This window comes from Streptomyces sp. NPDC097619 (assembly GCF_040302735.1).
Taxonomy (GTDB): domain Bacteria; phylum Actinomycetota; class Actinomycetes; order Streptomycetales; family Streptomycetaceae; genus Streptomyces.
In genome coordinates, this window is record NZ_JBEOSD010000027.1 from 21,465 (window position 1) to 47,010 (window position 25,546).

The window sequence follows — 25,546 nt, forward strand, 5'->3', positions numbered from 1 at the left end:
AACCGCCCGTTCCGGCCGAAGGCGCCCCCGCCGCGGGCCTCCGGTACCCGGGCCTGCGGAGACCTCGGACTTCCGGCGTTCCCGCGCGCGGCGCGGGCACCGCTCCGTACCCTGGGGCGAGACGTCCCGGACAGGAGGGCCATGCGGCTGCCCGCACACCCCCGCACCCCGCCACGATCCGCGTACCGGGCCGCGGGGGCGGCGAGTTGACCGGCGGCCACCGCGACCGCCTGCTGCTCTGGCTGGACGACCGCACCCGGCGGAGTCCGGCCTACGTCGACGTCGCCCGCTTCGTCCGCGAGTTCCGGCTGGACGAGGACCCGGCCCTCCTGGCCCTCGAACTCGACCAGGAGGGCCTGGCCCGAATCGTCCGCTCCCTCGGGAGCACCACCGAGGTCCGGCTCACCGACAGCGGGCGCGTCGCCGCCCGCCGACTGAAGGACCTGCGGAAGGACCGCGCCGCCCGGCTCCGGCACACCGCGGACGCCCTGATCCGCTGGCTCTACGACTTCGACGGCGACCGGACCCCCATCGACCCCACCCGCTTCCTCACCACCGCCGGACACTCCTTCGCCGGCACCGACACCACCCGCGCGGACCTCCACGAGGCCCTCGCCCACCTCGCGGAGCACCGCCTCCTCGACCGCCTCCCCACCGAACCGCCCACCGTCCGCCTCACCCCTCAGGGCGCCCGCTGCGCCCTGGCAGGAGGAAACGTGCAGGAGCACCTCGACCGGCCCCGCCCCGGCACCACCTACAACACCTTCATGCCGAACGCCAAAGGCGTCGTCATCGGCGAGCAACACCACTTCACCCAGCACAACACCGAAGGCGTGGACCCCACCCTCTTCGCCCGCCTCGCCGGCTACGTCGGCCAGGTCAGCGGCACCCTCGACCTGCCCGACACGGACCGCGCCGACCTGGAACGCGTCGCCCGGGACCTCCAGGAAGAGGCCGCTTCCGAGACCCCGGACCCGGGCCGCCTGCGCCGGCTCACCGCGCGGATGAAGGAGATGCTCGTCCAGGCCGGCACCACGGCCGCCGCCACGGTGGGCGTCCAGATGGCCGAACAGGCCCTGTCCGCACTGGGCTGAGGCCGCCGCCCCGCCCGGCCGAGGCGCTGTCGGTGCCGGATGGCACCCTCGGGGCATGAACGACGGATCTTTCGACTGGCAGGTGTTCCTGGAGCGGTGGCGGGCCGAGTGGATGCCGCGCGCGGACGAAGAGGAAGAAGAGGCGCAAGGGGCGTCGGAGGGGGACGAAGAGGGGCAGGACGAGGGGGACCGCGACCGCGGTGTCCTCGGTCGGCCCGGCGCGACCCCGGCGGCGCTCGCCGCCGCCGAGGAACGTCTGGGCCGGCGGCTGCCGCCCTCGTACCGGGCCTTTCTGGCCGCGAGCGACGGATGGCGGGTGGACCAGACCGCGGGCGTGTACCGGCTCGGCGGCGTCGCGGAAGTCGACTGGTTCCGCGACCCCTTCGACCTCACCCCGCTGTACGAGGAGGGCCTGCGCGAGGACTCCGCCCCGGAGGAGGTCCGCCTGGCCGGCATGTGGCGGCGGGCCCTCCGGCTGGAAACGGACTCCGACATGACCCACGCCCTCCTCGACCCGGGCGACACCGATCCGGACGGCGAGTGGGCCCTCTACGTCCACAAGGGGTGGAGCGGAGGGTCCCCCGACCGCTACCCCTCGTTCCGGGCCTACATGGAAGCGATGTACCGAAGCTTCCACGCCGATCGGGTGGACCGGCCCGAGTTCGTGAACGCGACCACGCGCGCCCAGGACGCCCGGGTCGAGGAGGCACGCCGGCTGGCCCTGGCCGGCCGGCACGGCGAGGCCCTGCCCCTGCTGGAAGAGGCGGCCGCCTTCGGACGGCCCGGCAGCCTCGTCCTGCTCGGCCAGCTCCGGCAGTTCGCACAGCCGGCGGGGCGCGGCCGCGTCTGGTACGGCGATTTGGTCTCCGACGCCCGCTACCGCTCGGAGGTCCTGCCGGTGGAGGCTGTCGAGCCGGCCGCGGGCACGGGGCACATGGGCGGAGACGACCACTGGCTGAGGATGATGGCCGCCCGCGGAGTCGCACGGGAATCCGCCGAGGCCGTACTCCGGGCGCTCCGGGTCGGCAGCCACCGCTACGACCCACCGGGGGAGTGGGGGACGGCCGTCGCCGAAGCGCGGAGCAGGGCCGGTTGGGGCGAGACCGACCCCGCCTGGCGCGTGCTGACGGCGGGGCTTGCGTCCTGGGAGGCACCGGGGCCCGGTCTGATCGCGCCGGTCGGATTGCTCGCCGACCCCGTCCTGGGCCCGCTGGTCACCCCCGAGCGGGGCCGTGAACTCCTGTCGATCCCGCGTTCCGGGGAGACGGGGCCGCCGCCCGAGCCCCTGCCCGGTCTCGACCCGCCGGGCCTGTTGTGGCTGACCTCCACTGCGGGGAGCCGCAGCCCGGAGGGCGGGTACCGGTGCGTCTGGGTCGAAGGAGCCGACCCCGCCGTCCTGCCCGAGCTGATCGGAGCGGAAGGGGCGGCGCTGACCCCGCCCACCGGCCGCTTCGGATCCTGGCGGGTGTTCCGGCGGCCCCCGCGCGAGGAGGTGCCGGTCTGGGAGGACCGGGCCCTGGTCGCCGTCGGCCGTACCGCCGGGGGCTGGGCCTTCGCCTTCGACGGCGACGGCGCCCGGCTGGACGACCGCTTCGTGTCCCCCGCCCCGGCCGCGTCCACGGCGGGCCGCGCGGTGGTGGTCTGGCGCGAGCCCAGGCACGGGTTCGCCGACGGGACCCCGCCCGCGTTCCACCTGTCCGTGGCCGAAGGGGGCCGGGAAGTGTTCGCGTTCACCGTCCGGGCGGGGGAGACCGTCCGCTCCGGCGAGATTCCGACGGGCCTGGATCCCGAACGGCTCTTCCGCCCGCAGGACACCGAGCGGGAGAACGAACGCCGGGCGCTGCGCGCCCTCCACACGGAACTCGGTCTCGACCTGCCCCGTTTCGCGCTGACGCAGGGCAGCCTCCGCACCTTCACGACGCGCTCCTGGACCCGGCCGCCCCACGAGGGCGAGCGCTACGCCTCATTGACCTTCGTCCGCACCCGCCCCGGCTCCCCGCCGTCCGAATAGCCACCTGCCACCCCGGCCGGTACCCGGCCCCGCCTGATTGCGGGCCCCGGCCGTCTTCGCCCAGGCCGCCTCCTGCTCACGGGCCTTGACGGTCCGGGGGTGGTCGGCCCCGAGGACGCGGGCACTGTCCTCGGCCAGAGCCGCGAAGAGCGCGCGCGCGAAGGCCGGGTCCCCGGCCGCGCCGGTCCAGTGGGCCTGGTTGTAGCGGCACTCCAGGGTGTCGGGATGAACCGGTCCGAGCAGGCGGGCGCTGTCCGCGACGAGCTCGTCGAACAGGGTGCGGGCGGTGTCCGGGCTGCCGCCCGCACCCGTCCAGTTGGCGTGGTTGTGGCGGCTGTCCAACGTGTCGGGGTGCCCGGGGCCGAAGACGCGGGCCCGTTCGGCGATGAGGGCCGCGTACAGCTTGCACGCGGTGGCGGGATCACCGGCCCGGCCGACCCAGTTGGCGTGGTTGTGCCGGCTGGCCAGGGTGTCGGGATGATTGGACCCGAGGACCCGGCTGCGGTCGGCCACGAGCGTCTCGTACAGCCGACGGGCGGCCACCGGGTCCCCGGCCGCCGCGGCCCAGACGGCGTGGTTGTGCCGGCTGGTCAGGGTGTCGGGGTGGTCGGCGCCCAGGACCCGCGCACGATCGGCCACGACGCCGTCCTGGAGGTCGCGGGCCTTGGCGGCGTCCCCGGCCGCGCCGGTCCAGTGGGCGTGGTTGTGGCGGCTCGCCAAGGTGTCGGGATCGTCGGGGCCGAGCGCTCGGGAACGGTCGGCGATCACGCCGTCCTGGAGGTCCCGAGCCTTGCCGGCGTCCCCGGCCGCGCCGGTCCAGTCCGCGTCGAGGTACCGGCTCGACAGCGTGTCGGGGTGGTCGGGCCCGAGGGTGCGGGACCGGTCCGCGACGACGCCTCGGCAGAGGTCGCGCGCGGCCGCCGGGTCGCCGGCCTGCCCGGTCCAGTGGGCGTGGGCGTGTCGGCTGGTCAGGGTGTCGGGGTGGTCGACCCCGAGGGCCCGGCCGCTGTCGGTGACGACAGCTGCCAGGAGGTCCCTCGCGGCGTTCTGCGCTCCGGCACCCCCGGTCCAGAGGGCGTGGTTGTGGCGGCTGGTCAGGGTGTCCTTGTGATCGGGTCCGAGGAGCCTGATCCGGTCGGCGATCAGGGTCTCGCTCAGGTCCCGCGCGGTGGCCGAGTCCCCGGCCACACCGGTCCACCGCGCGTGTTGGTGCCGGGAGGCCAGGGTGTCGGGGTGCTCGGCCCCGAGGACGCGGGTCCGGTCGGTGATCAGGGCCTTTTCGAGGTCGCGTGCGGTGGCCGGGTCCCCGAGCTCGCCGGTCCACCGGGCGTGCTCGTGGCGGGAGGCCAGGGTGTCGGGATGGTCGGCGCCGAGGACGCGGACGCGGTCGGGGACGAGCGCGGCCAGCAACCGGTGCGCGCCCGCGGGGTTCCTGGCCCGGCCGGTCCACACGGCATGGTGGTGGCGGCTCTCCAGGGTGTGGGGGTCGTCGGGGCCGTGGACCCGGCCGCGGTCGGTGACGAGGCCGTCCAGGAGGTCGCGCGCCGTGGCCGGCTCTCCCGCCTCGCCGGTCCACATGGCGTGCCGGTGGCGACAGGCGAGGGTGTCGGGGTGATCGCCGCCCAGCGCGTGGCCGGCGATCTCGACCGTGGTGCGGGCGAGGGCCGCCGCCCGGGCGGGATCGCCCTCACCCGCGGCGGCTTCGGCCTGCGCGGTGAAGGAGGCGATGACCTGGTGGACTCCGGACGGATCATCCGCGCCGGAGGACTGCCGGGGCTCCGCTCCGCCGTCGCTCCGGGCCTGTTCGGTGAGCCGGGCGAGCACCGCGAGGACGTCGGTGGCCCCGGCCGGCCGGTCGTCGGGGTCCTTCCCCAGCAGGGCGTGCACGAGTGCGGAGAGCCCGTCGGGAACCCCGGGCCGCAGATGGGCCAAGGGTCGGGGGGACTCTTCGGCGTGCTGCCACATCAGCTGGTAGTAGTTGCCGAGGAACGGGGGCGTGCCGGCGAGCATCTCGTACAGGACGCAGCCCAGGGCGTACAGGTCGCAGCGGGCGTCCACCCGCTTGCCGCGTTCGGGCCGCCACTGTTCCGGGGCCATGTAGGGCGGGGTGCCGAAGGGCTTGTCGGTGGTCGTCAGTCCGGTCGTCGACTGGACGGACCAGGCGATCCCGAAGTCGCAGATCTTCACCTGGCCGTCGTGCAGGAGCACGTTCCCCGGCTTGAGGTCCCGGTGCACCACCTCCAGGGCGTGCGCCGCGACCAGACCCTCCACGATCTGGACCGCCAGGGCGAGGACCTCACCCAGCGGCAGTCCGTCCGGGGCCTCCCCGATCCGATCGGCCAGGCTCCGGCCCTCCAGCAGCTCCATCACGATGAACAACCGCTCCCCGTCCCGGGAGATGTCGTGCACCACCGTGATCCGCGGATGCCGCAGGCCCGCCCCGATCGCCGCCTCGCGCCGGAACCGCTTCAGGGCCTCGGGGGAGGTGGCCCGATCGTCCAGTACCTTCACGGCGACGTCGCGCCGGAGCTCGGGATCCGCGCACCGCCAGACCTCGCCCATCCCGCCCCGGCCGAGGCGCTCGATCACCTTGTACCGACCGGCCAGCCGGACCCCAGCCTCCACCAGCACCCCCACACCGTGCGCGTACGACTCCCCGATCCGCATTCTGCCCCCGTACCCCGGCCCGTGGGGGCGGATCCGGCATCCTCCGTCCCGTCCTCCCCGGGGACGATCGTGTCCGGACGGCCGCTGCGGGGTGGGGGTGGGGGCACCCCCGAGGGCACGTCGTGCTCAAGGCGACCGACGGAGCGCACGGCGTGGGGGTGTCGAGCGGAACCAAGGTAATCGCTGTCCGGAAAATCTTGAAGAGAACGCGCAAATATTGAACACAAGATGAGGTATGGACGCGCCGGGTCCGCACGCGCCCGTGCACCCTGAGCTGCCCGCACCCGCCCGGGGTCTGGCTTGACCTCGGGTCGGACGGTGTGGACGCCTTTGAGGGGGTCCGGTCCGGAGTCACCTTGTCAAGCAATTACGAAACGTGCGCGATATCTTGCGTTCGCTTGTTGCTGGTGGTTGAGTGTGCCGCGCCCCACCACGCAGTCGCCGACCTCGGCGGGGGCGACCTCCACGTTCTGCCCGAAGGGGACCACCCGATGACAAGTGCCAGGCTCCGCCGTACCCGCCGCGCCACCGCGGTCACCCTCGTCTCCGCCATGACGCTGACCGCGCTCGCCGCCTGCAGCAGCGGTGGCGGCGACAGCACGGACAACGCGGGGCAGCAGAGCGCCGCGCCCGACCCCTCCGCCCCCTTGGACCCCAAGACCAAGGTGTCGATCACGATCGACTGCATGCCCCCGGCGGCGAAGGCGGCCGAGCTCAAGGAGTGGAAGGAGGACGTCGCCGAGTTCAACAAGACCTACCCGAACGTCACGATCGAGGGGCGGTCCACTCCGGGCCAGTGCCTGGAACCCCCGCGCTTCACGGCGATGCTCAAGGCCAAGTCCCAGCCGGACGTCTTCTACACCTACTTCACGGACCTGCCGCAGGTCCTCTCCGAGGACGGCGCCACCGACCTCAGCGCCTACGTCACCGACAAGACGGTCCCGGCCCTCAAGGACATCGACCCGAACGTGCTCGACGTCCTCAGGAAGGACGGCAAGCTCTACGGCCTGCCCACCAGCAACTACACGATGGGCCTGCTCGTCAACCGCAAGCTCTTCAAGGACGCGGGCCTGAACCCCGACACCCCGCCGAAGACCTGGGACGAGGTCCGGGCCGCCGCCAAGAAGATCGCCGCCCTCGGCAACGGCGTGGCCGGCTTCGGCGAGTACAGCGCCGCCAACACCGGCGGCTGGCACTTCACCGCGCAGCTCTACAGCCTCGGCGGCGACATCGTGGACGAGAGCGGCACCAAGGCCGCCTTCAACAACGACCTCGGCAAGCAGCTCGCCAAGAACCTCCACGCCATGCGCTGGGAGGACGACAGCATGGGCAAGACCCAGCTGCTCAAGTGGGGCGACCTGCAGAAGCAGATAGCCACCGACAAGCTCGGCATGTTCCTCGCCGCCCCCGACGACATCACGTACATGGTCCAGCAACTCGGCGCCAAGTACGAGAACTTCGGCATGGGCCCCATTCCCGGCGGCAAGAACACCCTCGCCGGCGGCAACGGCTACATGATCAAGCAGGGCATCTCCGCCGACAAGGTCAAGGCCGGCATCGCCTGGCTGAACTTCAAGTTCACCACCGTCGGCAAGGGCCAGTTCGACTGGGCCCGCACCAAGGCCGACAGCCTGCCCGTCGGCCTCCCGCAGCCCAACTTCTGGCTGAACGAGTCCAAGAGCAAGGACGACGCCGCCCGCTCCGAGAACGCCACCATGCCGGTCGCCAACTTCAAGGCGTTCACCGACAGCCCCGTCCCCGGCAAGGCCGAGCCGCCGAAGGCCCAGGAGATCTACAAGGTCCTCGACAACGTGATGTCCGGCATCCTCACCAACGAGGACGCCGACGTCGACAAGCTCCTGTCCACCGCGGAGAAGCAGGTCAACCAGGTCCTGGCCAACCAGTGACGGCACCGGGCGGGGCGGCGCGCACCCCGCGCCCCACCCCGCCCGCGGCCTCCCGCCCGGCACCGGACACGGCAGTCCCGTACCAAGGAGCACGCATGTCGGCCCCGAGCCTGACCCCCAACAAAGCGCAGAGCCCCCGCCACCCCGAGCCGCGCCCGCACGGGCCCGCGGCGCCGGCGGGCGCCCTCGCCAAGAACCTGCGGCGCAACCTGACCGCCCACGGGTTCCTCATCGGAGCCGTCCTGTGCTTCGCCGTCTTCTCCTGGTACCCGATGGTCAGGGAATTCCTCCTGGCCTTCCAGAAGACCGAGAGCGGCGAATCGGTCTGGGTCGGACTGGACAACTTCCGCACCGTCTTCAACGACCCGGCGTTCTGGCAGGCCTGGGGCAACACCCTCTGGTACACCGCCCTCGCCCTGCTCCTCGGCTTCGCCGTGCCGTTCGTCCTCGCCATCGCGATCAACGAGTTCCAGCACGGCAAGGGCTACCTGCGGCTCCTGGTCTACCTGCCCGTGATGCTGCCGCCCGTCGCCGCCGTCCTGCTCTTCCAGTACCTGTACGACCCCGGCTACGGACTCCTCAACGAACTGCTCGGCTTCCTCCACCTGCCCGAGCAACAGTGGCTCCAGGACGCCGACATCGCGATGTTCGCCCTCGTCATCGCCTCCACCTGGATGAACATGGGCGGGGCGACCCTCATCTACCTCGCCGCCCTCCAGGGCATACCCGGCGAGCTCTACGAGGCGGCCGAACTCGACGGCGCCGGCCTGTTCCGCAAGATCTGGCACGTCACCGTCCCGCAGACGCGCCTCATCCTCTCGCTGATGTTCCTCATGCAGATCATCGCGACCATGCAGGTCTTCGTCGAACCGTTCCTGCTCACCGGCGGCGCCGGCCCCGAAGGGTCCACGACCACCGTCGTCTACCTCATCTACCAGTACGCCTTCAACTTCAACGACTACGGCGCCGCGGCGGCCCTCGGCCTGCTCCTGCTCGTGCTGCTCGCCGGATTCTCGGCCGCGTACGCCAAGCTCAGCCGCTCCGAGGACGCATAGGACCGGGAGAACAGCAATGTCCACACGCACGCTCGTCTCACCGGCGGCACGCGCCAAACCCCGCGGCAAGCGCCTCTACTGGAGCGCCTTCGCCCTGGTCACCGGCGGATTCACGGTGGCCTTCCTCGGACCCCTCTACTGGCTCCTCACCAGCGGGTTCAAGGACACCCAGGAGGTCGTCCGCACCCCTCCGACCCTGGTGCCCGAGAGCTTCACGCCCGAGAACCACAGCCGCGCCTGGGAGGTCATGGACCTGTCCTCCCTGCTCTTCAACACCCTCTACTACGCCCTCGGCGCCCTCGCCTTCCAACTGGTCCTCGACGTGGCCGCCGCCTACTCGCTGTCCAAACTGCGGCCCGTGCTCGGCAAGGCCATCCTCGGCATGATGCTCGCCACCCTCATGATCCCCGCCACGGTCCTCGTCGTCCCCCAGTACCTGACTGTCCTCGACGTACCGGTCACCGGCTGGAACCTGCTCGACACGCCCTGGGTGATCTGGCTGCCGTCCGTCACCAACGCCTTCAACATCTTCCTGCTGAAGCGCTTCTTCGACTCGATCCCCCGGGAGATCCTCGACGCCGCCGCCATCGACGGCGCGAGCCCGATGCGCATCCTGTGGTCGATCGTCCTGCCCATCTCACGCCCCATCCTGGGCGTCGTGTCGATCTTCGCGGTGGTCGGGGTCTGGAAGGACTTCCTCTGGCCCATGCTCACCCTCCCCGACCCGACCAAGCAGACCCTCAACGTGGGCATCTACTCGCTCTCCACCGGCGTCCCCGTGAACGTCCTCATCGCGGCGCTCACCATCGCCTCCCTGCCCACCCTGCTCGTCTTCCTCGTCTTCCAGCGCAACATCATGGGCGGGCTCACCGCGGGCGGCCTCAAGGGCTGACCCGCCCCGCCCCTCCCAGGAACACTCGCCGCCGCCCCGGGCCTTCCCACCCCGCCACCCGGAGCGGCGGCGAGACCCGATCCTGCCCCGAACCGAGGCGATCCCCGTCCGACCCGCCCCGGAACACCCCGCGGAACCGCCGCCGCGGCACCGGACGCCCCCGGGCGCCCACCCAGCCGGCCCCCCTCACACGCCCGGCCGCCACCCGGCGGCCGCCCTCCCGGGCCCGACCCGGCCCACCGCGCGCGGCCGGACGCGTGACCGAAACCGACCCCTACCCCCTAAGGAACCACCGTGGCCGCCCCCACTCCGTCCCGCACCGCCGACTGGTGGCGCGACGCCGTCATCTACCAGGTCTACCCGCGCAGCTTCGCCGACGGCGACGGTGACGGCACCGGAGACCTCGCGGGCATCCGCGCCCGACTGCCCTACCTCGCCGAACTCGGCGTCGACGCCGTCTGGTTCACCCCGTGGTACGCCTCCCCGCTCGTCGACGGCGGCTACGACGTCGCCGACTACCGCACCATCGACCCCGCCTTCGGCACCCTCGACGAGGCCGAGAAGCTCATCACCGAAGCGGGCGAACTCGGGCTGCGCGTGATCGTCGACATCGTGCCCAACCACGTCTCCGACCGGCACGCCTGGTTCCGGGCCGCCCTCGCCGCGGGCCCCGGCAGCCCGGAAAGGTCCCGGTTCCACTTCCGCCCCGGCCGCGGCGAACACGGCGAACTGCCGCCCAACGACTGGCCCTCGCAGTTCTCCGGCAACACCTGGACCCGCGTCCCCGACGGCGAGTGGTACCTCCACCTCTTCACCCCCGAACAGCCCGACCTCAACTGGGACCACCCCGACGTCCGCCGCGAACACGAGGACGTCCTGCGCTTCTGGTTCGAACGAGGAGTCGCAGGCGTCCGCATCGACTCCGCCGCCCTCCTCACCAAGGACCCCACCCTCCGCGACTTCACCGAAGGCGTCGACCCCCACCCCTACATCGACCAGGACGAGATCCACGAGGTCTACCGCTCCTGGCGGGCCGTCGCCGACGAGTACGGCGGCATCTTCGTCGGAGAGGTCTGGCTCCCCGACGCCGAACGCTTCGCCCGCTACCTGCGCCCCGACGAACTCCACACCGCCTTCAACTTCAACTTCCTCGCCTGCCCCTGGGAACCCGCCCGCCTCCGCACCACCATCGACGACACCCTCGCCGAACACGCGCCCGTCCACGCCCCCGCCACCTGGGTCCTCTGCAACCACGACGTCACCCGCACCGCGACCCGGTACGGCCGCACCGACACCGCCTTCGACTTCGCCACCAAGCGCTTCGGCACCCCCACCGACCTCGCCCTCGGCACCCGCCGCGCCCGCGCCGCCGCCCTCCTCACCCTCGCCCTCCCCGGCTCCGTCTACCTCTACCAGGGAGAGGAACTGGGCCTGCCCGAGAGCGAGGTCCCCCGCACCCGCATCCAGGACCCGATGCACGCCCGCTCCGGCGGCGTCGACCCCGGCCGCGACGGCTGCCGCGTCCCCCTGCCCTGGGAGGCCGACGCCCCCGCCCACGGCTTCGGCACCCACCCCGACACCGAGACCTGGCTGCCCCAACCCGCCGACTGGGCCCGCTACGCCGTCGACCGGCAGAGCGCCGACCCCGCCTCCATGCTCCACCTCTACCGCACGGCCCTCTCCCTGCGCCGCACCGTGCCCGGCTTCGGCGACGGCCCCCTGGAATGGCTGCCCGCCGCCGACGGCGTCCTCGCCTTCACCCGCGGACACGGCCTGACCTGCGTGGTCAACCTCGCGGACGGGCCCACCGCCCTCCCCGACCACCAGGAAGTCCTGCTCGCCAGCGGCCCGCTGCCGCAGGACGGCACCCTCCCCACCGACACGGCCGTCTGGCTCCGGTCCTGACACCGGCCCCCGTCCGAACCCCTCCCGAGAAGCGAGGCCCGATGTCCGGAAAGACCCTCCCCGCACGCGCGCGCGGCGCCGCCATCGCCACCGCCGCGGCCGGCGCCCTGCTCTGCCTCACCCAGGTGATCGGCTCCACCGCGACCGCCGCACCCGTACGCCCGACCCCCGCCCCGCCCACCGGCCCCGTGGTCACCCGCGCCGGCCTCGACCCCGCGCTGGTCGCGGGCCGCGGCGCGGCCGTCGCCTTCGACGAACAGGAAGCGGAGAACGCCCGCACCGACGGCACCGTCATCGGCCCCGACCGCACGGCCCACACCCTCCCCTCGGAGGCCTCCGGCCGCAAGGCGGTCAAGCTCCTCCCCGGCCAGTACGTCGAGTTCACCCTGCCCCGCGCCGCCAACGCCCTCACCGTGCGATACAGCATCCCCGACGCGGCCACCGGCGGCGGGATCACCGCCCCGCTCACCGTCAGCGCCGCCGGCCGCCCGCTCCGCACCATGACCCTCACCTCCGCCTACTCCTGGCTGTACAACCAGTACCCCTTCACCAACGACCCCCAGGCGGACCTGCTCCACCCCGACTGGTGGCTCGCCGAGTGCGCGTGCGTCCCCTCCGCCACCACGCCCGCACCCACCATCACCAAGCCGTTCCGCCCCACCCACTTCTACGACGAGCAGCGCCTGCTCCTCGGGCAGACCTTCCGCGCGGGGCAGACCGTCCGGCTCACCGTCCCCACCGGCAGCCCCGCCGCCTGGACCGTCATCGACCTGCTCGACACCGAACTCGTCGCGGGGCCGCACGTCGAACGCGGAGGGATCGACGTGCGGCTCCTCGGCGCGGACCCGACCGGACGCCGGGACGCCGCCCCCGCCATCGAACGGGCCATCGCCCTGGCCCGCCGGACCGACCGGGCCGTGTACCTCCCGCCGGGCACCTTCCGCGTCGACCGGCACATCATCGTGGACGACGTCACGATCATCGGGGCCGGAAACTGGCACACCGTCCTCAAGGGACGCCAGGTCACCCTCCCCACCCCGGCACCCGACGGCTCGATCCACACCGGCGTCGGCCTCTACGGCAAGCCCGCCGCCGAGGGCGGCAGCCGCGACGTCCACCTGTCCGGCTTCGCCATCGAGGGCGACGTCCGGGAACGCGTCGACACCGACCAGGTCAACGCCATCGGCGGGGCCATGAGCCACTCCACCATCCAGGGCCTGTACCTGCACCGCACCAAGGTCGGCCTGTGGTTCGACGGCCCCATGACGAACATCCGGATCACCGGCAACACGATCACCGACCAGATCGCCGACGCGCTCAACTTCCACACCGGCGTCACCGACTCCCTGGTCCGCGACAACTTCATCCGCAACACCGGCGACGACGGCATCGCCCTCTGGTCCGAGAAGACCGCCGACGCCCGCAACACCATCGACCGCAACACCGTCCAGTCACCCACCCTCGCCAACGGCATCGCCGTGTACGGCGGCGAGGACACCACCATCAGCCGCAACCTCGTCGCCGACCCCGTGCGCGAGGGGAGCGCCCTGCACGCCGGTGCCCGCTTCGGCGCCGAGCCCTTCACGGGGAAGCTCCACTTCACCGACAACACGGCGGTCCGCGCCGGCACCCTCGATCCGAACTGGAAGATCGGACTGGGCGCGCTGTGGATGTACGCTCTGGACGGCTCCATCGCGGCCGACGTGCGCGTCACCGGCGACCACTACCTGGACTCCACCCACAACGCGATCATGCTCGTCAGCGAGTACGGGGTGAAGGACCGCTACGAGATCCCCGCGGTCCACTTCAAGGACGTCCGGGTGGACGGTGCCGGGAACTCCGTGCTGAGCGCCCGCACCAAGGGCTCCGCCACCTTCGAGAACGTCGACGCCCGCAACGTGGGCGCCGTCGGGGTCAACAACTGCGGTTCCTTCAACTTCCCCGCCACGGGATCGGAGTTCACCCTGGAGGACCGCGGGGGCAACGACGGGGGCTGGCTCGCCCCCTGGCTGCTGCCCAACACCATCACCTGTGACGACCGGCCGCCGGTCGTCACGCCCCCGGCGCCCGCGCCCTGGTGAGCCGTCCCCGCGCCCGGGGGACGCGGGGAGGTCCCGCTCCGGAGGTGTCCGGAGCGGGACCGGATGTCCGAAGAGCGCCTTTGCGTCATGTTCTCCGGAGAACAGGAAGTCCGACGCAATTTCTTGCGACTTTTGCGCTAGGCTTGCGTGTATGACGCGACGACTTGCTCAGGTGGCGAAGAAGGTGGGGGTCAGCGAGGCGACGGTCAGCCGTGTCCTCAATGGCAAGCCCGGGGTCTCGGACGCCACTCGGCAGTCCGTGCTGACGGCGCTGGACGTACTGGGCTACGAACGGCCGACGCAGCTGCGGGGGGAGCGGGCCCGCCTGGTCGGCCTCGTCCTCCCCGAGCTGCAGAACCCGATCTTCCCGGCGTTCGCCGAGGTCATCGGGGGTGCGCTCGCCCAGCAGGGGCTCACCCCCGTGCTCTGCACCCAGACCAAGGGCGGGGTCTCGGAGGCCGACTACGTGGACCTGCTGCTCCAGCAGCAGGTCTCCGGCGTGGTCTTCGCCGGTGGGCTGTTCGCGCAGGCAGACGCCCCGCACGACCACTACTACCGGCTGGCCGAGCGCAACATCCCCGTCGTCCTGGTCAACGCCTCCATCGAGGGCCTCGACTTCCCCTGCGTCGCCTGTGACGACGCCGTGGCCATCGAGCAGGCCTGGCGGCACCTGGTGTCCCTGGGGCACGAGAGGATCGGGCTGGTGCTCGGCCCCGAAGACCACGTCCCCTCGCGCCGCAAGCTGGAGGCGGCCCGGGCGGCCTCCGCGGCCGCCGGTACGCCGTGGAACGACGCCTTCGTCGAGCGGTCGATCTTCTCGCTGGAGGGCGGGCAGGCCGCCGCCGCGCGCCTGCTCGACCGGGGCGTCACCGGCATCGCCTGCGGCAGCGACCCCCTGGCGCTCGGCGCGATCCGGGCGGCCCGTCGCCGGGGCCTCGCGGTCCCCGCGGACGTATCGGTGGTCGGTTTCGACGACTCCGCCTTCATGACCTGCACCGAGCCCCCCTTGTCCACGGTCCGCCAGCCCATCGAGGCCATGGGGCGCGCCGCGGTGGACCTGCTGAGCGCGCAGATCCAGGGCGCCCAGCACCACCTGGGGGAGCTGCTCTTCGAGCCCGAGCTCGTCGTCCGCGGCTCCACGGCGCCGCCGCCGACGCGTTGATCCGTCGACTCGGCGATCCACGGACCGGCCGGCCTCCCGGCCCCACGGTTTCCGACAACTGACGACATATCACTCCGCACGTCACTCCACGGCACCGGTGTCCCCCGCCCCGAGCGGGCGCGACACCGGTGCCGTACGTGTTTCCGGCTGATGTTCCCTGTCGGTAAGTGGAGTGAAAGCGTTGACAAAATTGTCATCCAGGAGAAACCTTGCGAGCTAACAGCGCAAATCAGTTGCACAAGCCGCTCAAGAAGCTGGCTAGCTGTCGTTTCGATCCTTGTCGGAGTCACATCGGGCTCCACGGCGCGCGACCTGTCGAACCACCCCGGCATCCGGGCACTCCCGCGCGTCCCCGGCGCGGACCGTTCCCGGACCCAGACAGGGCACCCGCCCTGCCCGCATCGCGGAGAGGTCACCATGAGAGGCACACACCCGAGCAGACGATGGGGGGCCGGTCTGCTGACAGCGGGCCTGATCTCCGTGGGAATGCTCCCCACCCCCGCCCAGGCCGCGGCGGACGTCAACCTCGCGCTCGGCCGCGCCGCCACCGCCGGCGGCGCCCACGGCGGCTACCCGGCGTCCCACGTCACCGACGGGAGCCAGCAGTCCTACTGGGAGGGCCCCAGCGGATCCTTCCCGCAGTGGGTGCAGGTCGACCTCGGCGCCCGCACCGACGTGGACCGGCTGTCCCTGAAGCTGCCGACCGGCTGGGAGACCCGCAACCAGTCCCTCAGCATCCTCGGCAGCACCGACGGCACCTCCTTCGGCACGCTCGTCGGGGCCCAGTCGCGCACCTTCGACCCGTCCTCGGCCAACACGGTGAACATCACCCTGCCCGACGCCGAGGCCCGCTACGTCCGGGTGCAGGTGGCCTCCAACTCCGGCTGGAACGCCGCCCAGCTCTCCGAACTGGAGGTGTACGGGACCACCGAGGGCGGTGAGGACCCGGGCGAGCCGCCGGTCACGGGAACCAACCTGGCGCGGAACAAGCCGATCGAGGCCACGTCCACGACCCAGAACTACGTGGCCGCCAACGCCAACGACGACAACACGGCGACCTACTGGGAGTCGGCCGGCTTCCCCGGCGGCCTCACCGTGAAGCTCGGCTCCGACGCCGACGTCGAGGCCGTCGTCGTCAAACTCGACCCGAACACCGCCTGGGGCCCGCGCAGCCAGTCCCTGGAAGTCCTCGGACGCGCCTCGACGGCCGGCTCCTTCAGCACCCTGAAGGCCCGCGCCACCTACGCCTTCAGCCCGTCCTCGGGCCAGAACACCGTCACCATCCCCGTGACCGGCCGCGTCTCCGACGTGCGCCTGACGGGCTTCTCCAACACCGGCGCCGGCGGCACGCAGGTCGCCGAGATCCAGGTGCTCGGCCGGGCCGCCCCCGCACCCGACTTCGTGGTGAACGAACTGACCTGGGAACCGGCCACCCCCTCCGAATCCGACGAGGTCACGGCCAAGGTCACCGTCCGCAACGCGGGCACCGCCGCGGCCCCGGCGGCCACGGTCAACGTCAGCGTCGAGGGCACCGTGGCGGGCTCCGCGCCGGTCCCCGCCCTGGCCGTCGGCCAGTCGGCCACCGTCTCGGTGCCGCTCGGGAAGCGCCCCATGGGCTCCTACACCGTCTCCGCCGCCGTGGACCCGACGGACACCGTGCCCGAGCTCGACAACACCAACAACAGCCGGACCGCCGCGACCAAGCTGACCGTCTCCCAGGCTCCCGGCCCGGACCTGACCGTCACCGCCGTCAACGCCAACCCGTCGGCGCCCGCCGTCGGAGCCCCCGTCTCCTTCACCGTCGCCGTGAAGAACCGCGGCACCACCGCGGTACCGGCCGGCAGCGTCACCCGCCTCACCGCCGGCTCCACCACGCTCTCCGGCACCACCCCGGCCATCGCCGCCGGAGCCACGGCCGACGTCGCCCTCACCGGCACCTGGACGGCCGTCAACGGCGGAGTGACCCTGACCGCCACCGCCGACGCGACCGGAACCGTCACCGAGACCAACGAGACCAACAACGTCTTCACCCGGTCGATGGTCGTCGGACGCGGCGCGGCCGTCCCGTACACCGAGTACGAGGCCGAGGACGCCGCCTACCGCGGCTCGCTCCTCTACACCGACTCCACCCGCCCCTTCGGCCACACCAACTTCGCCACCGAGTCCTCCGGCCGCGAATCCGTCCGCCTCGACACCACCGGCGACTACGTGGAGTTCACCTCCACCGGCGCCGCCAACTCCATCGTCGTCCGCAACTCCATCCCCGACGCCGCGGGCGGCGGCGGCCGCGAGGCCACGCTGAGCCTCTACGCCAACGGACAGTTCGTCAGGAAGCTGACCCTCTCCTCCAAGCACAGCTGGCTGTACGGAAACACCGACCAGCCCGAGGGCCTCACCAACACCCCCGGCGGAGACGCCCGACGCCTCTTCGACGAGTCGAACGCCCTGCTCAGCCAGTCCTACCCGGCCGGCACCAAGTTCCGCCTCCAGCGGGACGCGGGCGACACCGCCGCCTACTACATCGTGGACCTCGTCGACCTGGAGCAGGTCGCCCCGCCCGCCGCCAAGCCCGCCCAGTGCGTCTCGATCACCGAGTACGGGGCCGTGCCCAACGACGGCATCGACGACACCGACGCCCTCCAGCGCGCCGTCACCGCCGACCAGAAGGGCGAGATCCCCTGCGTGTGGATCCCCGCCGGACAGTGGCGCCAGGAGCAGAAGATCCTGACCGACGACCCGCTGAACCGCGGCAACCACAACCAGGTCGGCATCCGTGACGTCACCATCCGCGGCGCGGGCATGTGGCACTCCCAGCTCTACACGCTGACCCCGCCGCACCTGGCCAACGGCATCAACCACCCCCACGAGGGCAACTTCGGCTTCGACATCGACGAGAACACCCAGATCTCCGACATCGCCATCTTCGGCTCCGGCACCATCCGCGGCGGCGACGGCAACGCCGAGGGCGGCGTCGGCCTCAACGGCCGCTTCGGCAAGAACACGAAGATCAACAACGTCTGGATCGAACACGCCAACGTGGGCGTCTGGGCCGGCCGTGACTACTCCAACATCCCCGAGCTCTGGGGACCCGGCGACGGCCTGGAGTTCACCGGCATGCGCATCCGCAACACCTACGCCGACGGCATCAACTTCGCCAACGGCACCCGCAACTCCACCGTCTACAACTCCTCCTTCCGCAACACCGGTGACGACGCCCTGGCCGTCTGGGCCAGCAAGTACGTCAAGGACACCTCCGTGGACATCGGCCACGACAACCACTTCCGCAACAACACCGTCCAGCTACCCTGGCGGGCCAACGGCATCGCGGTCTACGGCGGCTACGGCAACACCATCGAGAACAACGTCATCTCCGACACCATGAACTACCCGGGGATCATGCTGGCCACCGACCACGACCCGATCCCCTTCACCGGCCAGACCCTGATCGCCAACAACGCCCTGCACCGCGCCGGCGGCGCCTTCTGGAACGAGGACCAGGAGTTCGGGGCCATCACCCTCTTCGCCCAGGGCCCCGACATCCCCGGCGTCACCATCCGCGACACCGAGATCCACGAATCCACCTATGACGGCATCCAGTTCAAGACCGGCGGCGGCGCCATGCCGAACGTCAAGGTCACGAACGTCACCATCGACAAGTCCCTCAACGGCTGCGGCATCCTCGCGATGGGCGGAGCCCGCGGCAGCGCCACGCTGACCGGGGTCACCATCACCGGATCAGCCAAGGGCGACATCTGCTCCCAGCCCGGCACCCAGTTCGTCTTCAACCAGGGCTGATCCCGCACCACGGTCGATACGGCACCGGGGTCGATCCCGCACCAGGGTCGATCCCGGTCGCCGGAGGGGCGTCCACCGTCACGGTCGGGCGCCCCTCCGCCGTTCCTACTGCAGACTCCAGCGGTGCGGATGCCCCGGGTCCGCGGGACAGGCGAAGAGGTTGAGCAGACCGTCCCGGCCGAACACCAGGTGCGTGGGCCGGCCGTTGCGGAGGTGCTCGGGGACCGCCCGTTCCTCGACGGGCATCCAGCTCGCGGAGCCCCCGTCCCACTCGCTGCCGCCGAGGGTCAGCAGGAGGGCCATGGGGGCGCCGCAGTCCGCGCATTCCATCGGGTGGGGATCCGTGGTGTGCCAGGAGGGGAACCCTCCCACCCGGCAGCCCGGCGGAAGGGACAGGTCGTGGTGGTAGGTGACCACCTCGTCCTCCGTCCCGCGCTTCTCCGCCGCGCGTTCCGCCTTCTCCTCCCACGTCTCGACCCTCCGCCACAGCCGGGCCGGCAGCGAGCCGGCGTACGGGTAGGTGACGACCTGCTCGGGGTACAGCACGCACGACTCGGGCACCGCCCCCTCGAAGCCGACGAGGGTCGGCAGGGGCGGCGCGGCCAGGGGCGCGGAGACCCGGTCGGAGCGGCGCCAACGGACCCGCGGGGCGAGGCCGTGGCGGCTCGGACCGTGTGCCTCGAACGGGCACCAGAGGACCTGCAGCAGATCGCAGCCGTCCGGACCCGGCGGCAGGCCGGGCACGTCCCGCCGGTACAGCTGGGCCAGACCGATCAACGGGATCGGATCGGACGTGCCGACGTCCGGATCCCGGTGCCGTCGGCCGAGCTCGTCGAGCAGGGCCCGTTCCTCGTCGGTGGGCCGGTCACGCGCCCAGGCTTCGGCGAGCACCCGGCGGGCCCGCCGGACGTCCGTGACGCGGTACCCGCGGCCGCGCCGGTGCGGCTCGGTGCAGACCGGCCAGGGCTCGTCGCCCGGCCACAGCAGCGGACCACCGATCGAACTGACCGAGGCGTCCGGCCGTCCCGGTCGCGGGTGCAGGCGCGTCGTCACCCCACGGAACGCCGCCAACTTCGGGAAGAGTTCCTCGACGCGGACGGGGCGCGATGGTGTGGTTCGGGTCATGGCGGAACCCTAGTCCACGGCCTCCGCCTCGCCCCCGGCCGGACCTCACCGCGATCCCCGCCATCATCCCGCGTGTCCGGACATACGTGTGCTCGTGTGCCCGGCGCCCGCGTTCACAGCCCGCCGCCGCAGCCTCCGCCGCAGCCACCCCCGCATCCCCCGCCGACATCGGCCCCGCCCAGGCCCACACCGCCGCTGGACACCCAGTGCGAAGGCGCGGCGGACGATCGGGGCGTGGCCTTCGGTGCCACGTACGGCCGGGTGAGCGCGCGTCGGAGCCCGGTCAGGGCCTCGGGGCCGCGGCGGGCGACGTTGGTGAGCGTCCGGGCGGGCTTGCGTTCCAGACGCGGTCCCCCCGGCAGCCGGGTCCACGGGCCCCGCCTGCCGAGCCGCTCGGACAGCTCGCGCGCCGCCGCGGGGCGCAGGTTCGGTTTCCGCTCCTCGTGCCGCACGGCGACGAGGACGAGGATCCAGGGCAGGGCGTACACGGCCGTCCACGCCCAGGGGATCCGGTCGTGCAGGAGCCCGTCGGCCACGGCCACCGCGACGTTCGCGGCCAGGGCGACGAGGCAGATCCGGAGCGCGGTGGTCCGCGCGGCCCGGGCGCGCCGAAGGGCCTCGGGGTCGTCCAGGAGCCCGCACCGCACCAGCCTCCGCACGACGGCCTCCACCGCCGCGGCCCCGGTCACGGCGGACCGCAGCTGCGGCCCGTCCTGTGCCTCACCGTCCTCGGCCCGCCGCTCGACGACGGCCTGCTGCACGGGGTCGGGCCCCGGCGCGTCGGCCACCAGGACCCGGCCCTCGGCGGGGCTCGTCAGCCGCCCGTCCACCCACATCGCCGCCAACGCCGTCTCGACCACCCGCGACGGCCCGCCCGAGAGCGCGGCCAGGACGTACAGGTCGGGTTCGGCCGGCTGCCGCACGACCGGAGCGATGGCCGCCCGGTTCTCCCGCCGATAAGCACTCACCAGCCACACCGACACCACGCCCAGCACCAGGTACAGGAAACCCCACGTGATCTGCCACATGACCCCCCCTTGGTCGCGCACTGGATACCCCCTGCCCCTGACCCCGAAACGGGTCCACCGGCCGTGGCCGCGCGGGACGCGAGTCGGGGCCACGGAGGCGCCGTCGAGGTCCGGATTCCCGCTCCGGGCGGTGGTACGCGACGGACACGGGGGCGGCCGGCGGTGATTGTCAGTGGCGGGTCGGATGATGAGCCCCATGACCGAAAACAGCGCTCTGCTTTCCCCTGCCGCCTACGCGGAGGCCGTGACGACGGCACTGGCGGCCTCCGCCGCCTACTACGGCGAGGGGACCACCCCGCTGGGTGACGACGAGTACGACGCGCTGCTGCGCGCGATCGCCGCGTACGAGGAGGCGCACCCGGAGGAGGCGCTGGCCGAGTCGCCGACGGGCAAGGTGGCCGGTGGGGCGGTGCAGGGCGACGTCCCGCATTCGGTTCCGATGCTGTCGCTGGACAACGTCTTCGACGCCGCCGAGCTGGTGGAGTGGGCCGCCGGTCTGGAACGGCGCCTGGGGCGCCCGGTCGCGGGCTGGTGCGTGGAGCCGAAGCTCGACGGCCTGGCGGTGGCCGCCCGTTACCGCGCGGGCCGTCTCGTGCAGGTCCTGACCCGCGGGGACGGGCTGGCGGGGGAGGACATCAGCCACGCCGCCGACGCCGTCCTGGGTCTCCCGCCGGTCCTGACCGCGCCGGTCGACATCGAGCTCCGGGGCGAGGTGCTGCTGACGACGGCCCAGTTCGAGGAGGCCAACCGGATCCGCCTCGCCCACGAGGCCACCGCCTTCGCCCACCCGCGCAGCGGGGCCGCGGGCACCCTGCGGGCCAAGGACCGCCCCTACCGCATCGAGCTGACCTTCTTCGCCTACGCCGCCATCGGCGGTGCCACCGAGGAGCTCGGCCACCTCGCCCTGCTGGACCACCTCGCCGTCCTCGGCGCGAACACCGCGGCCACCACGGCCGCCGCCCCCGTCCGCTGCGAGACCCTGGAGCAGGTCCAGGAACGCGTCGACACGATCGCGGGTCTGCGGGCCGAGCTGCCGTTCGGCATCGACGGCGTCGTCGTCAAGGCCGACACCGCGGCCGACCAGCGGCAGGCCGGCAACGGCTCCCGCGCCCCGCGCTGGGCCGTGGCCCGCAAGCTCGCCGCCGAACACAAGGTGACCCGCCTGCTCGCGGTGGAGTGGAACGTCGGTCGCACCGGCATCATCGCCCCCCGCGCGGTCCTGGAACCCGTGGTCATCGACGGCGTGACCGTCACCTACGCCACCCTCCACAACCCCGCCGACATCACCCGCCGCGGCCTCATGATCGGGGACCAGGTCTTCGTCTACCGCGCCGGCGACGTCATCCCCCGGGTCGAGGCACCCCTCCTCGACCAGCGCACCGGCACCGAGACGCCGATCGTCTTCCCCGAGACCTGCCCCCGCTGCGGGGACGCCATCGACACGTCCGAGCAGCGCTGGCGGTGCGTCCGGGGCCGCTCCTGCCAGGCGGTGGCCTCCGTCATCTACGCGGCCGGCCGGGACCAGCTCGACATCGAGGGGCTGGGCGGCACCCGCGCCGTGCAGCTCGTCGAGACCGGCCTCGTCACGGACATCGCCGACCTCTTCACCCTCACCCGCGAGCAGTTGCTGTCCCTGGAGCGGATGGGCGAGACCAGCGCCGGGAACCTCCTGGCCGCCATCGAGACCGCTCGCGGCGCCGCCCTCAACCGCGTCTTCTGCGCCCTCGGCGTCCGGGGCACCGGCCGTACGATGTCCCGCCGCATCGCCGCGCACTTCGGTTCGATGGCCGCGATCCGGGAGGCCGACGCCGACACCCTGGCCGGTGTGGCCGGCATCGGTACGGAGAAGGCCCGCGTCATCGCCGCCGAGCTCGTCGAACTCGCCCCGCTGCTGGACAAGCTGGCGGCGCAGCGGGTGGGGGTCCAGGTCACCGAACCCGTCCGGATCGCCGCGCCCGTCGGCGGTGACGGCGAAGAGGAGGGGGGAGCCGACGGGGTCGCGGCCGAGGCCGGCCCGCTGGCGGGCGAGGCGGTGGTGGTCACCGGCTCGATGACGGGGCCCCTGGCGGCTCTTTCGCGCAACGAGATGAACGAGCTCATCGAGAAGGCGGGCGGGAAGGCGTCCTCCTCGGTGTCCAAGCGCACCACCCTCCTCGTCGCCGGCGAGAAGGCCGGCTCCAAGCGCGCCAAGGCCGAAGAGCTCGGCATCCGCATCCTCGACCCGGAGGCGTTCGCCGCCCTGGTCGCCGACCACCTCCCCTCGTAGTCCCTCCCCGCGTACCCGGCGTGCGTACTCCCACCCCGCCGCCCCTCGACCCCGCGGGTCCGGGCCTCAGCCCCGGGCCGGCGGGTGGGAGCGGCGGTGGGCCGCGACGCGTTCGCGGGTGGCGCAGCGGCGGGAGCAGTAGCGGCGTTCCGGGCCGTTGCCCCGGCTGATGAAGACGTTCCGGCACGTGGTGGAGGCGCAGGTCCTGCCGGGCGGTCGTTGCCGGTCCCAGAGGAGGACGGTCAGGGCCATGCAGGACGAGGCCAGGAGCCAGGCGTCCCAGGGGGCGTCGTCGTCCTCGTCGAGATGGGGGTGCCAGGGGCTGTCGCCGCCGTGCGCGGTCAGGCGCAGCGGGCCGGTGTGGTCGCGCAGGAGCCGGTTGAGGGCGGCCGCGGCGTCATCGACCTGCTCGGCGGCGAAGACGGGGCGCAGGAGCGCGGCGGCGGCGCGCATCGCGGCGATCTCGTCGCCGGTCAGGTCGAGGGGGTCGATCTCCCCGTACGCGCGGAGCACGTCGGCGACGGCGACCGGGTCGGGTTCCTCTTCGGTGAGGGCGTTCACCAGGGCGGCGGCCCGGCGGGCCGTGGTCAGCACGGAGTGCCGCGTGGACCAGGCGTGGTCGTCGGCGGGCGTCATGGTGGTCGGCTCGGTGGTCATCCGGGGAATGTAACGCATCTTGCCGATGATTGAGTTACCTCCGTAACGTCCCTTCGATGAGAAGGCGTTACTCACTTCGTTCGTACCTCGCCGGGGCGGTGGCGGCCCGCGCCGGTGACGAGATGTCAGGACCGGCGTTGACGCTCGCCGGGTTCGCCCTGGCCGGATCGGCCGCGGAAGCCTCGTCTATGCTCGCGGCCCTCACGGTCTCGGCCGCCGTGGGCGGCCCGGTGCTCGGGGCGCTCCTCGACCGGGCGGTCCGGCCGGGCCGACTGCTGGCCGGGGCCCTGGTCCTGTACGCGACGGGACTCGGGACGGTCCTCTTCGCGCTCGACCGCCTGCCGTTCGCCCTCACCCTGACCCTCGCGGCGGTGACGGGGCTGTCGGGCCCGGCGCTCTCGGGCGGCTGGACGGCCCAACTGCCCCGCGTGGTGCCCGAGGACCGGCTGCCCCGGGCGAACGCCCTCGACGCCACCACCTTCAACGTGGCGAGCCTGATCGGACCCGCGCTCGCCGGCATCGTGGCGGAGGCGTGGGGAGCACCGTCGGCCGTGGTGGTCTCCGCCGTACTGATCGCCACGGCCCTGCCCGCCGCCTGGCGGCTCCCCGCCCGCACCGGCCGGCCCGTCCCCCGTCGGCGGAGCTCGATGACCGGTCAACTCGCGTCCGGCGTGCGGACGATCGTCGGCAGGCCGCTTCTGGCACGGGCCACCCTCGCCTCGATCGTGTCCTGCGTCGCCCAGGGCGTGTTCGCCGCCTGCCTCCCGCTCCTCGGCGAACGGGCCCTCGGCGGAGCGGGCCGGGGCACGCTGCTGCTGACCTGCACGGCCGTCGCCGCCCTGGCGGCCGACGCCGTCCTCGCCCGGTTCCCGCTCGCGATGGCACCCGACGCGCTCGTCCGGGTCGGCGGGCTGGTCCAGGCGGGCGGATTCGCCCTGGCCGCCACGGGATCCCCCGCGCTCCTCGTCCTCGCGGCCCTCGTGGTCGGGATCGGCGAAGGCCCCCAACTGGCGGCCCTGTTCGCCGTCCGGCACCGGGAGGCACCCGACCACCTGCGTGGCCGGATCTTCACCACCGGAGCCAGCCTCAAGATCACCGGATTCGCCCTGGGTTCGGCCGCCGCCGGTCCCCTCCTCGGCTGGTCCCTGCCGGGCACCCTGGCCCTCGCGGCGGGTACGGAGGCCCTGGCGGCGCCCGTCGCCCTCGCGATCCCGACCCGCACCGCGCCGCCGCCCACCGACGCCCCCGCCGCGGCCGTACCGCCCCCCGCGCACGGCACCGCGCCGCCGCGGCCGGTCCCCACCCCGACCTCGACCCCCGCCGCCACCCGTCCGGACTCGGACAGCCGTCCGTGATCGCCTGCGCCGGGCCGTTGCCCGCCCCTACGCTCGGCCCTGCCGGGCGTGAGATCGACGGGAACGGGGTGGGACGCGTGGACATCGGATTGGCGGACGCGGTGGCGGCGGTCCGGGACGAGCTCCTGGAGGCCACGGCCCGCGCCGCGGGACAGGAGATCTCCTTCGTGGTCGGACCGGTCGAGATGGAGTTCGAGGTCGAACTGCGCGCCGACGCGCGGGCGAAGGCAGGATTCCGGGTATGGGCGGTGACCGCCGACACGGAGGCCGGGGCGACCCGAGGCCGGACCCACCGGGTGTCCTTCACCCTCACCCCCCGAACCCCCACCGGCGGCGACCTGCTGGTCGGCGGGCGAACGGACCGCCCCGCCGGACCCGGGGACGTGACCGGCCGGATCCGGGAGTGACGCGGTGAGCGGGAGCACGAACCCGAGCGGGCGTCGTGGACGGGGGACGCGGTGAGGCGGGATCGTCTGGTCGCGGTCGGGGGACCGGGTGGGCCGGGATCGGGATACGCGATCGGCCCGCGGCTGGTGCTGACCTCGG

The 25,546-nt window shown here is 72.8% G+C and carries 16 protein-coding genes; 12 read left to right on the forward strand and 4 right to left on the reverse strand.

Features of this window, described 5'->3' with window-relative positions; translation table 11 throughout:
* The first annotated feature begins 206 nt into the window (after positions 1–206).
* Both ABTZ17_RS10580 and ABTZ17_RS10585 read left to right on the forward strand, forming a co-directional pair.
* Entirely contained in the window at positions 207–1,094 is an 888-nt protein-coding gene (locus ABTZ17_RS10580) for a hypothetical protein (protein ID WP_352195175.1), read from the forward strand.
* 55 nt (positions 1,095–1,149) lie between these two features.
* Complete coding sequence (locus ABTZ17_RS10585) at positions 1,150–3,105, forward strand: SMI1/KNR4 family protein (protein ID WP_352195176.1); 1,956 nt, start codon at positions 1,150–1,152, stop codon at positions 3,103–3,105.
* Here ABTZ17_RS10585 and ABTZ17_RS10590 read toward each other — a convergent pair.
* A complete protein-coding gene (locus tag ABTZ17_RS10590) occupies positions 3,058–5,772 on the reverse strand; it encodes a serine/threonine-protein kinase (RefSeq protein WP_352195177.1) in 2,715 nt (904 codons plus the stop codon). The genes ABTZ17_RS10585 and ABTZ17_RS10590 overlap by 48 nt on opposite strands.
* A 491-nt stretch (positions 5,773–6,263) precedes the next feature.
* On the opposite strand from ABTZ17_RS10590, the gene ABTZ17_RS10595 reads away from it, so the two are divergent.
* The 7 genes from ABTZ17_RS10595 (at position 6,264) to ABTZ17_RS10625 (ending at position 18,569) form a co-directional block, all read left to right on the forward strand.
* Positions 6,264–7,679: an extracellular solute-binding protein gene (locus ABTZ17_RS10595; RefSeq protein ID WP_352195178.1), complete on the forward strand. Its 1,416-nt coding sequence runs from the start codon at positions 6,264–6,266 to the stop codon at positions 7,677–7,679.
* A gap of 95 nt (positions 7,680–7,774) precedes the next feature.
* Positions 7,775–8,734 (forward strand): carbohydrate ABC transporter permease, encoded by a 960-nt coding sequence (locus ABTZ17_RS10600; protein WP_352195179.1) that lies wholly within the window; start codon positions 7,775–7,777, stop codon positions 8,732–8,734.
* A gap of 16 nt (positions 8,735–8,750) precedes the next feature.
* On the forward strand, positions 8,751–9,626 hold the full coding sequence (locus ABTZ17_RS10605; RefSeq protein ID WP_352195180.1) for a carbohydrate ABC transporter permease: 876 nt from the start codon (positions 8,751–8,753) through the stop codon (positions 9,624–9,626).
* A 294-nt stretch (positions 9,627–9,920) separates the two neighbouring features.
* The gene (locus ABTZ17_RS10610; RefSeq protein ID WP_352195181.1) at positions 9,921–11,531 is read left to right on the forward strand and encodes a glycoside hydrolase family 13 protein; all 1,611 of its coding nucleotides are present in this window, start codon (positions 9,921–9,923) and stop codon (positions 11,529–11,531) included.
* A 41-nt stretch (positions 11,532–11,572) separates the two neighbouring features.
* The gene (locus ABTZ17_RS10615; protein ID WP_352195182.1) at positions 11,573–13,612 is read left to right on the forward strand and encodes a glycosyl hydrolase family 28-related protein; all 2,040 of its coding nucleotides are present in this window, start codon (positions 11,573–11,575) and stop codon (positions 13,610–13,612) included.
* A gap of 151 nt (positions 13,613–13,763) precedes the next feature.
* Entirely contained in the window at positions 13,764–14,774 is a 1,011-nt protein-coding gene (locus ABTZ17_RS10620) for a LacI family DNA-binding transcriptional regulator (RefSeq protein ID WP_352195183.1), read from the forward strand.
* 417 nt (positions 14,775–15,191) lie between these two features.
* Positions 15,192–18,569, forward strand: a complete 3,378-nt coding sequence (locus ABTZ17_RS10625; RefSeq protein ID WP_352195184.1) for a CARDB domain-containing protein — start codon at positions 15,192–15,194, stop codon at positions 18,567–18,569.
* A gap of 105 nt (positions 18,570–18,674) precedes the next feature.
* Here the strand turns inward: ABTZ17_RS10625 and ABTZ17_RS10630 are convergent, their stop codons facing one another.
* Together ABTZ17_RS10630 and ABTZ17_RS10635 are read right to left on the reverse strand one after the other, a co-directional pair.
* Positions 18,675–19,694 (reverse strand): hypothetical protein, encoded by a 1,020-nt coding sequence (locus ABTZ17_RS10630; RefSeq protein ID WP_352195185.1) that lies wholly within the window; start codon positions 19,692–19,694, stop codon positions 18,675–18,677.
* Positions 19,695–19,807: 113 nt separating this feature from the next.
* On the reverse strand, positions 19,808–20,722 hold the full coding sequence (locus ABTZ17_RS10635) for a TIGR04222 domain-containing membrane protein (RefSeq protein WP_352195186.1): 915 nt from the start codon (positions 20,720–20,722) through the stop codon (positions 19,808–19,810).
* Positions 20,723–20,909: 187 nt separating this feature from the next.
* Between ABTZ17_RS10635 and ligA the strand changes: the two genes are divergently transcribed.
* The gene (ligA, locus tag ABTZ17_RS10640) at positions 20,910–22,988 is read left to right on the forward strand and encodes an NAD-dependent DNA ligase LigA (protein WP_352195208.1); all 2,079 of its coding nucleotides are present in this window, start codon (positions 20,910–20,912) and stop codon (positions 22,986–22,988) included.
* A gap of 66 nt (positions 22,989–23,054) precedes the next feature.
* On the opposite strand, the gene ABTZ17_RS10645 is transcribed toward ligA, so the two are convergent.
* Entirely contained in the window at positions 23,055–23,645 is a 591-nt protein-coding gene (locus ABTZ17_RS10645; protein WP_352195187.1) for a CGNR zinc finger domain-containing protein, read from the reverse strand.
* A gap of 56 nt (positions 23,646–23,701) precedes the next feature.
* On the opposite strand from ABTZ17_RS10645, the gene ABTZ17_RS10650 reads away from it, so the two are divergent.
* On the forward strand, positions 23,702–25,000 hold the full coding sequence (locus ABTZ17_RS10650; RefSeq protein WP_352195188.1) for an MFS transporter: 1,299 nt from the start codon (positions 23,702–23,704) through the stop codon (positions 24,998–25,000).
* Positions 25,001–25,077: 77 nt separating this feature from the next.
* Positions 25,078–25,407 (forward strand): trypco2 family protein, encoded by a 330-nt coding sequence (locus ABTZ17_RS10655; RefSeq protein WP_352195189.1) that lies wholly within the window; start codon positions 25,078–25,080, stop codon positions 25,405–25,407.
* Positions 25,408–25,546 lie beyond the last annotated feature (139 nt).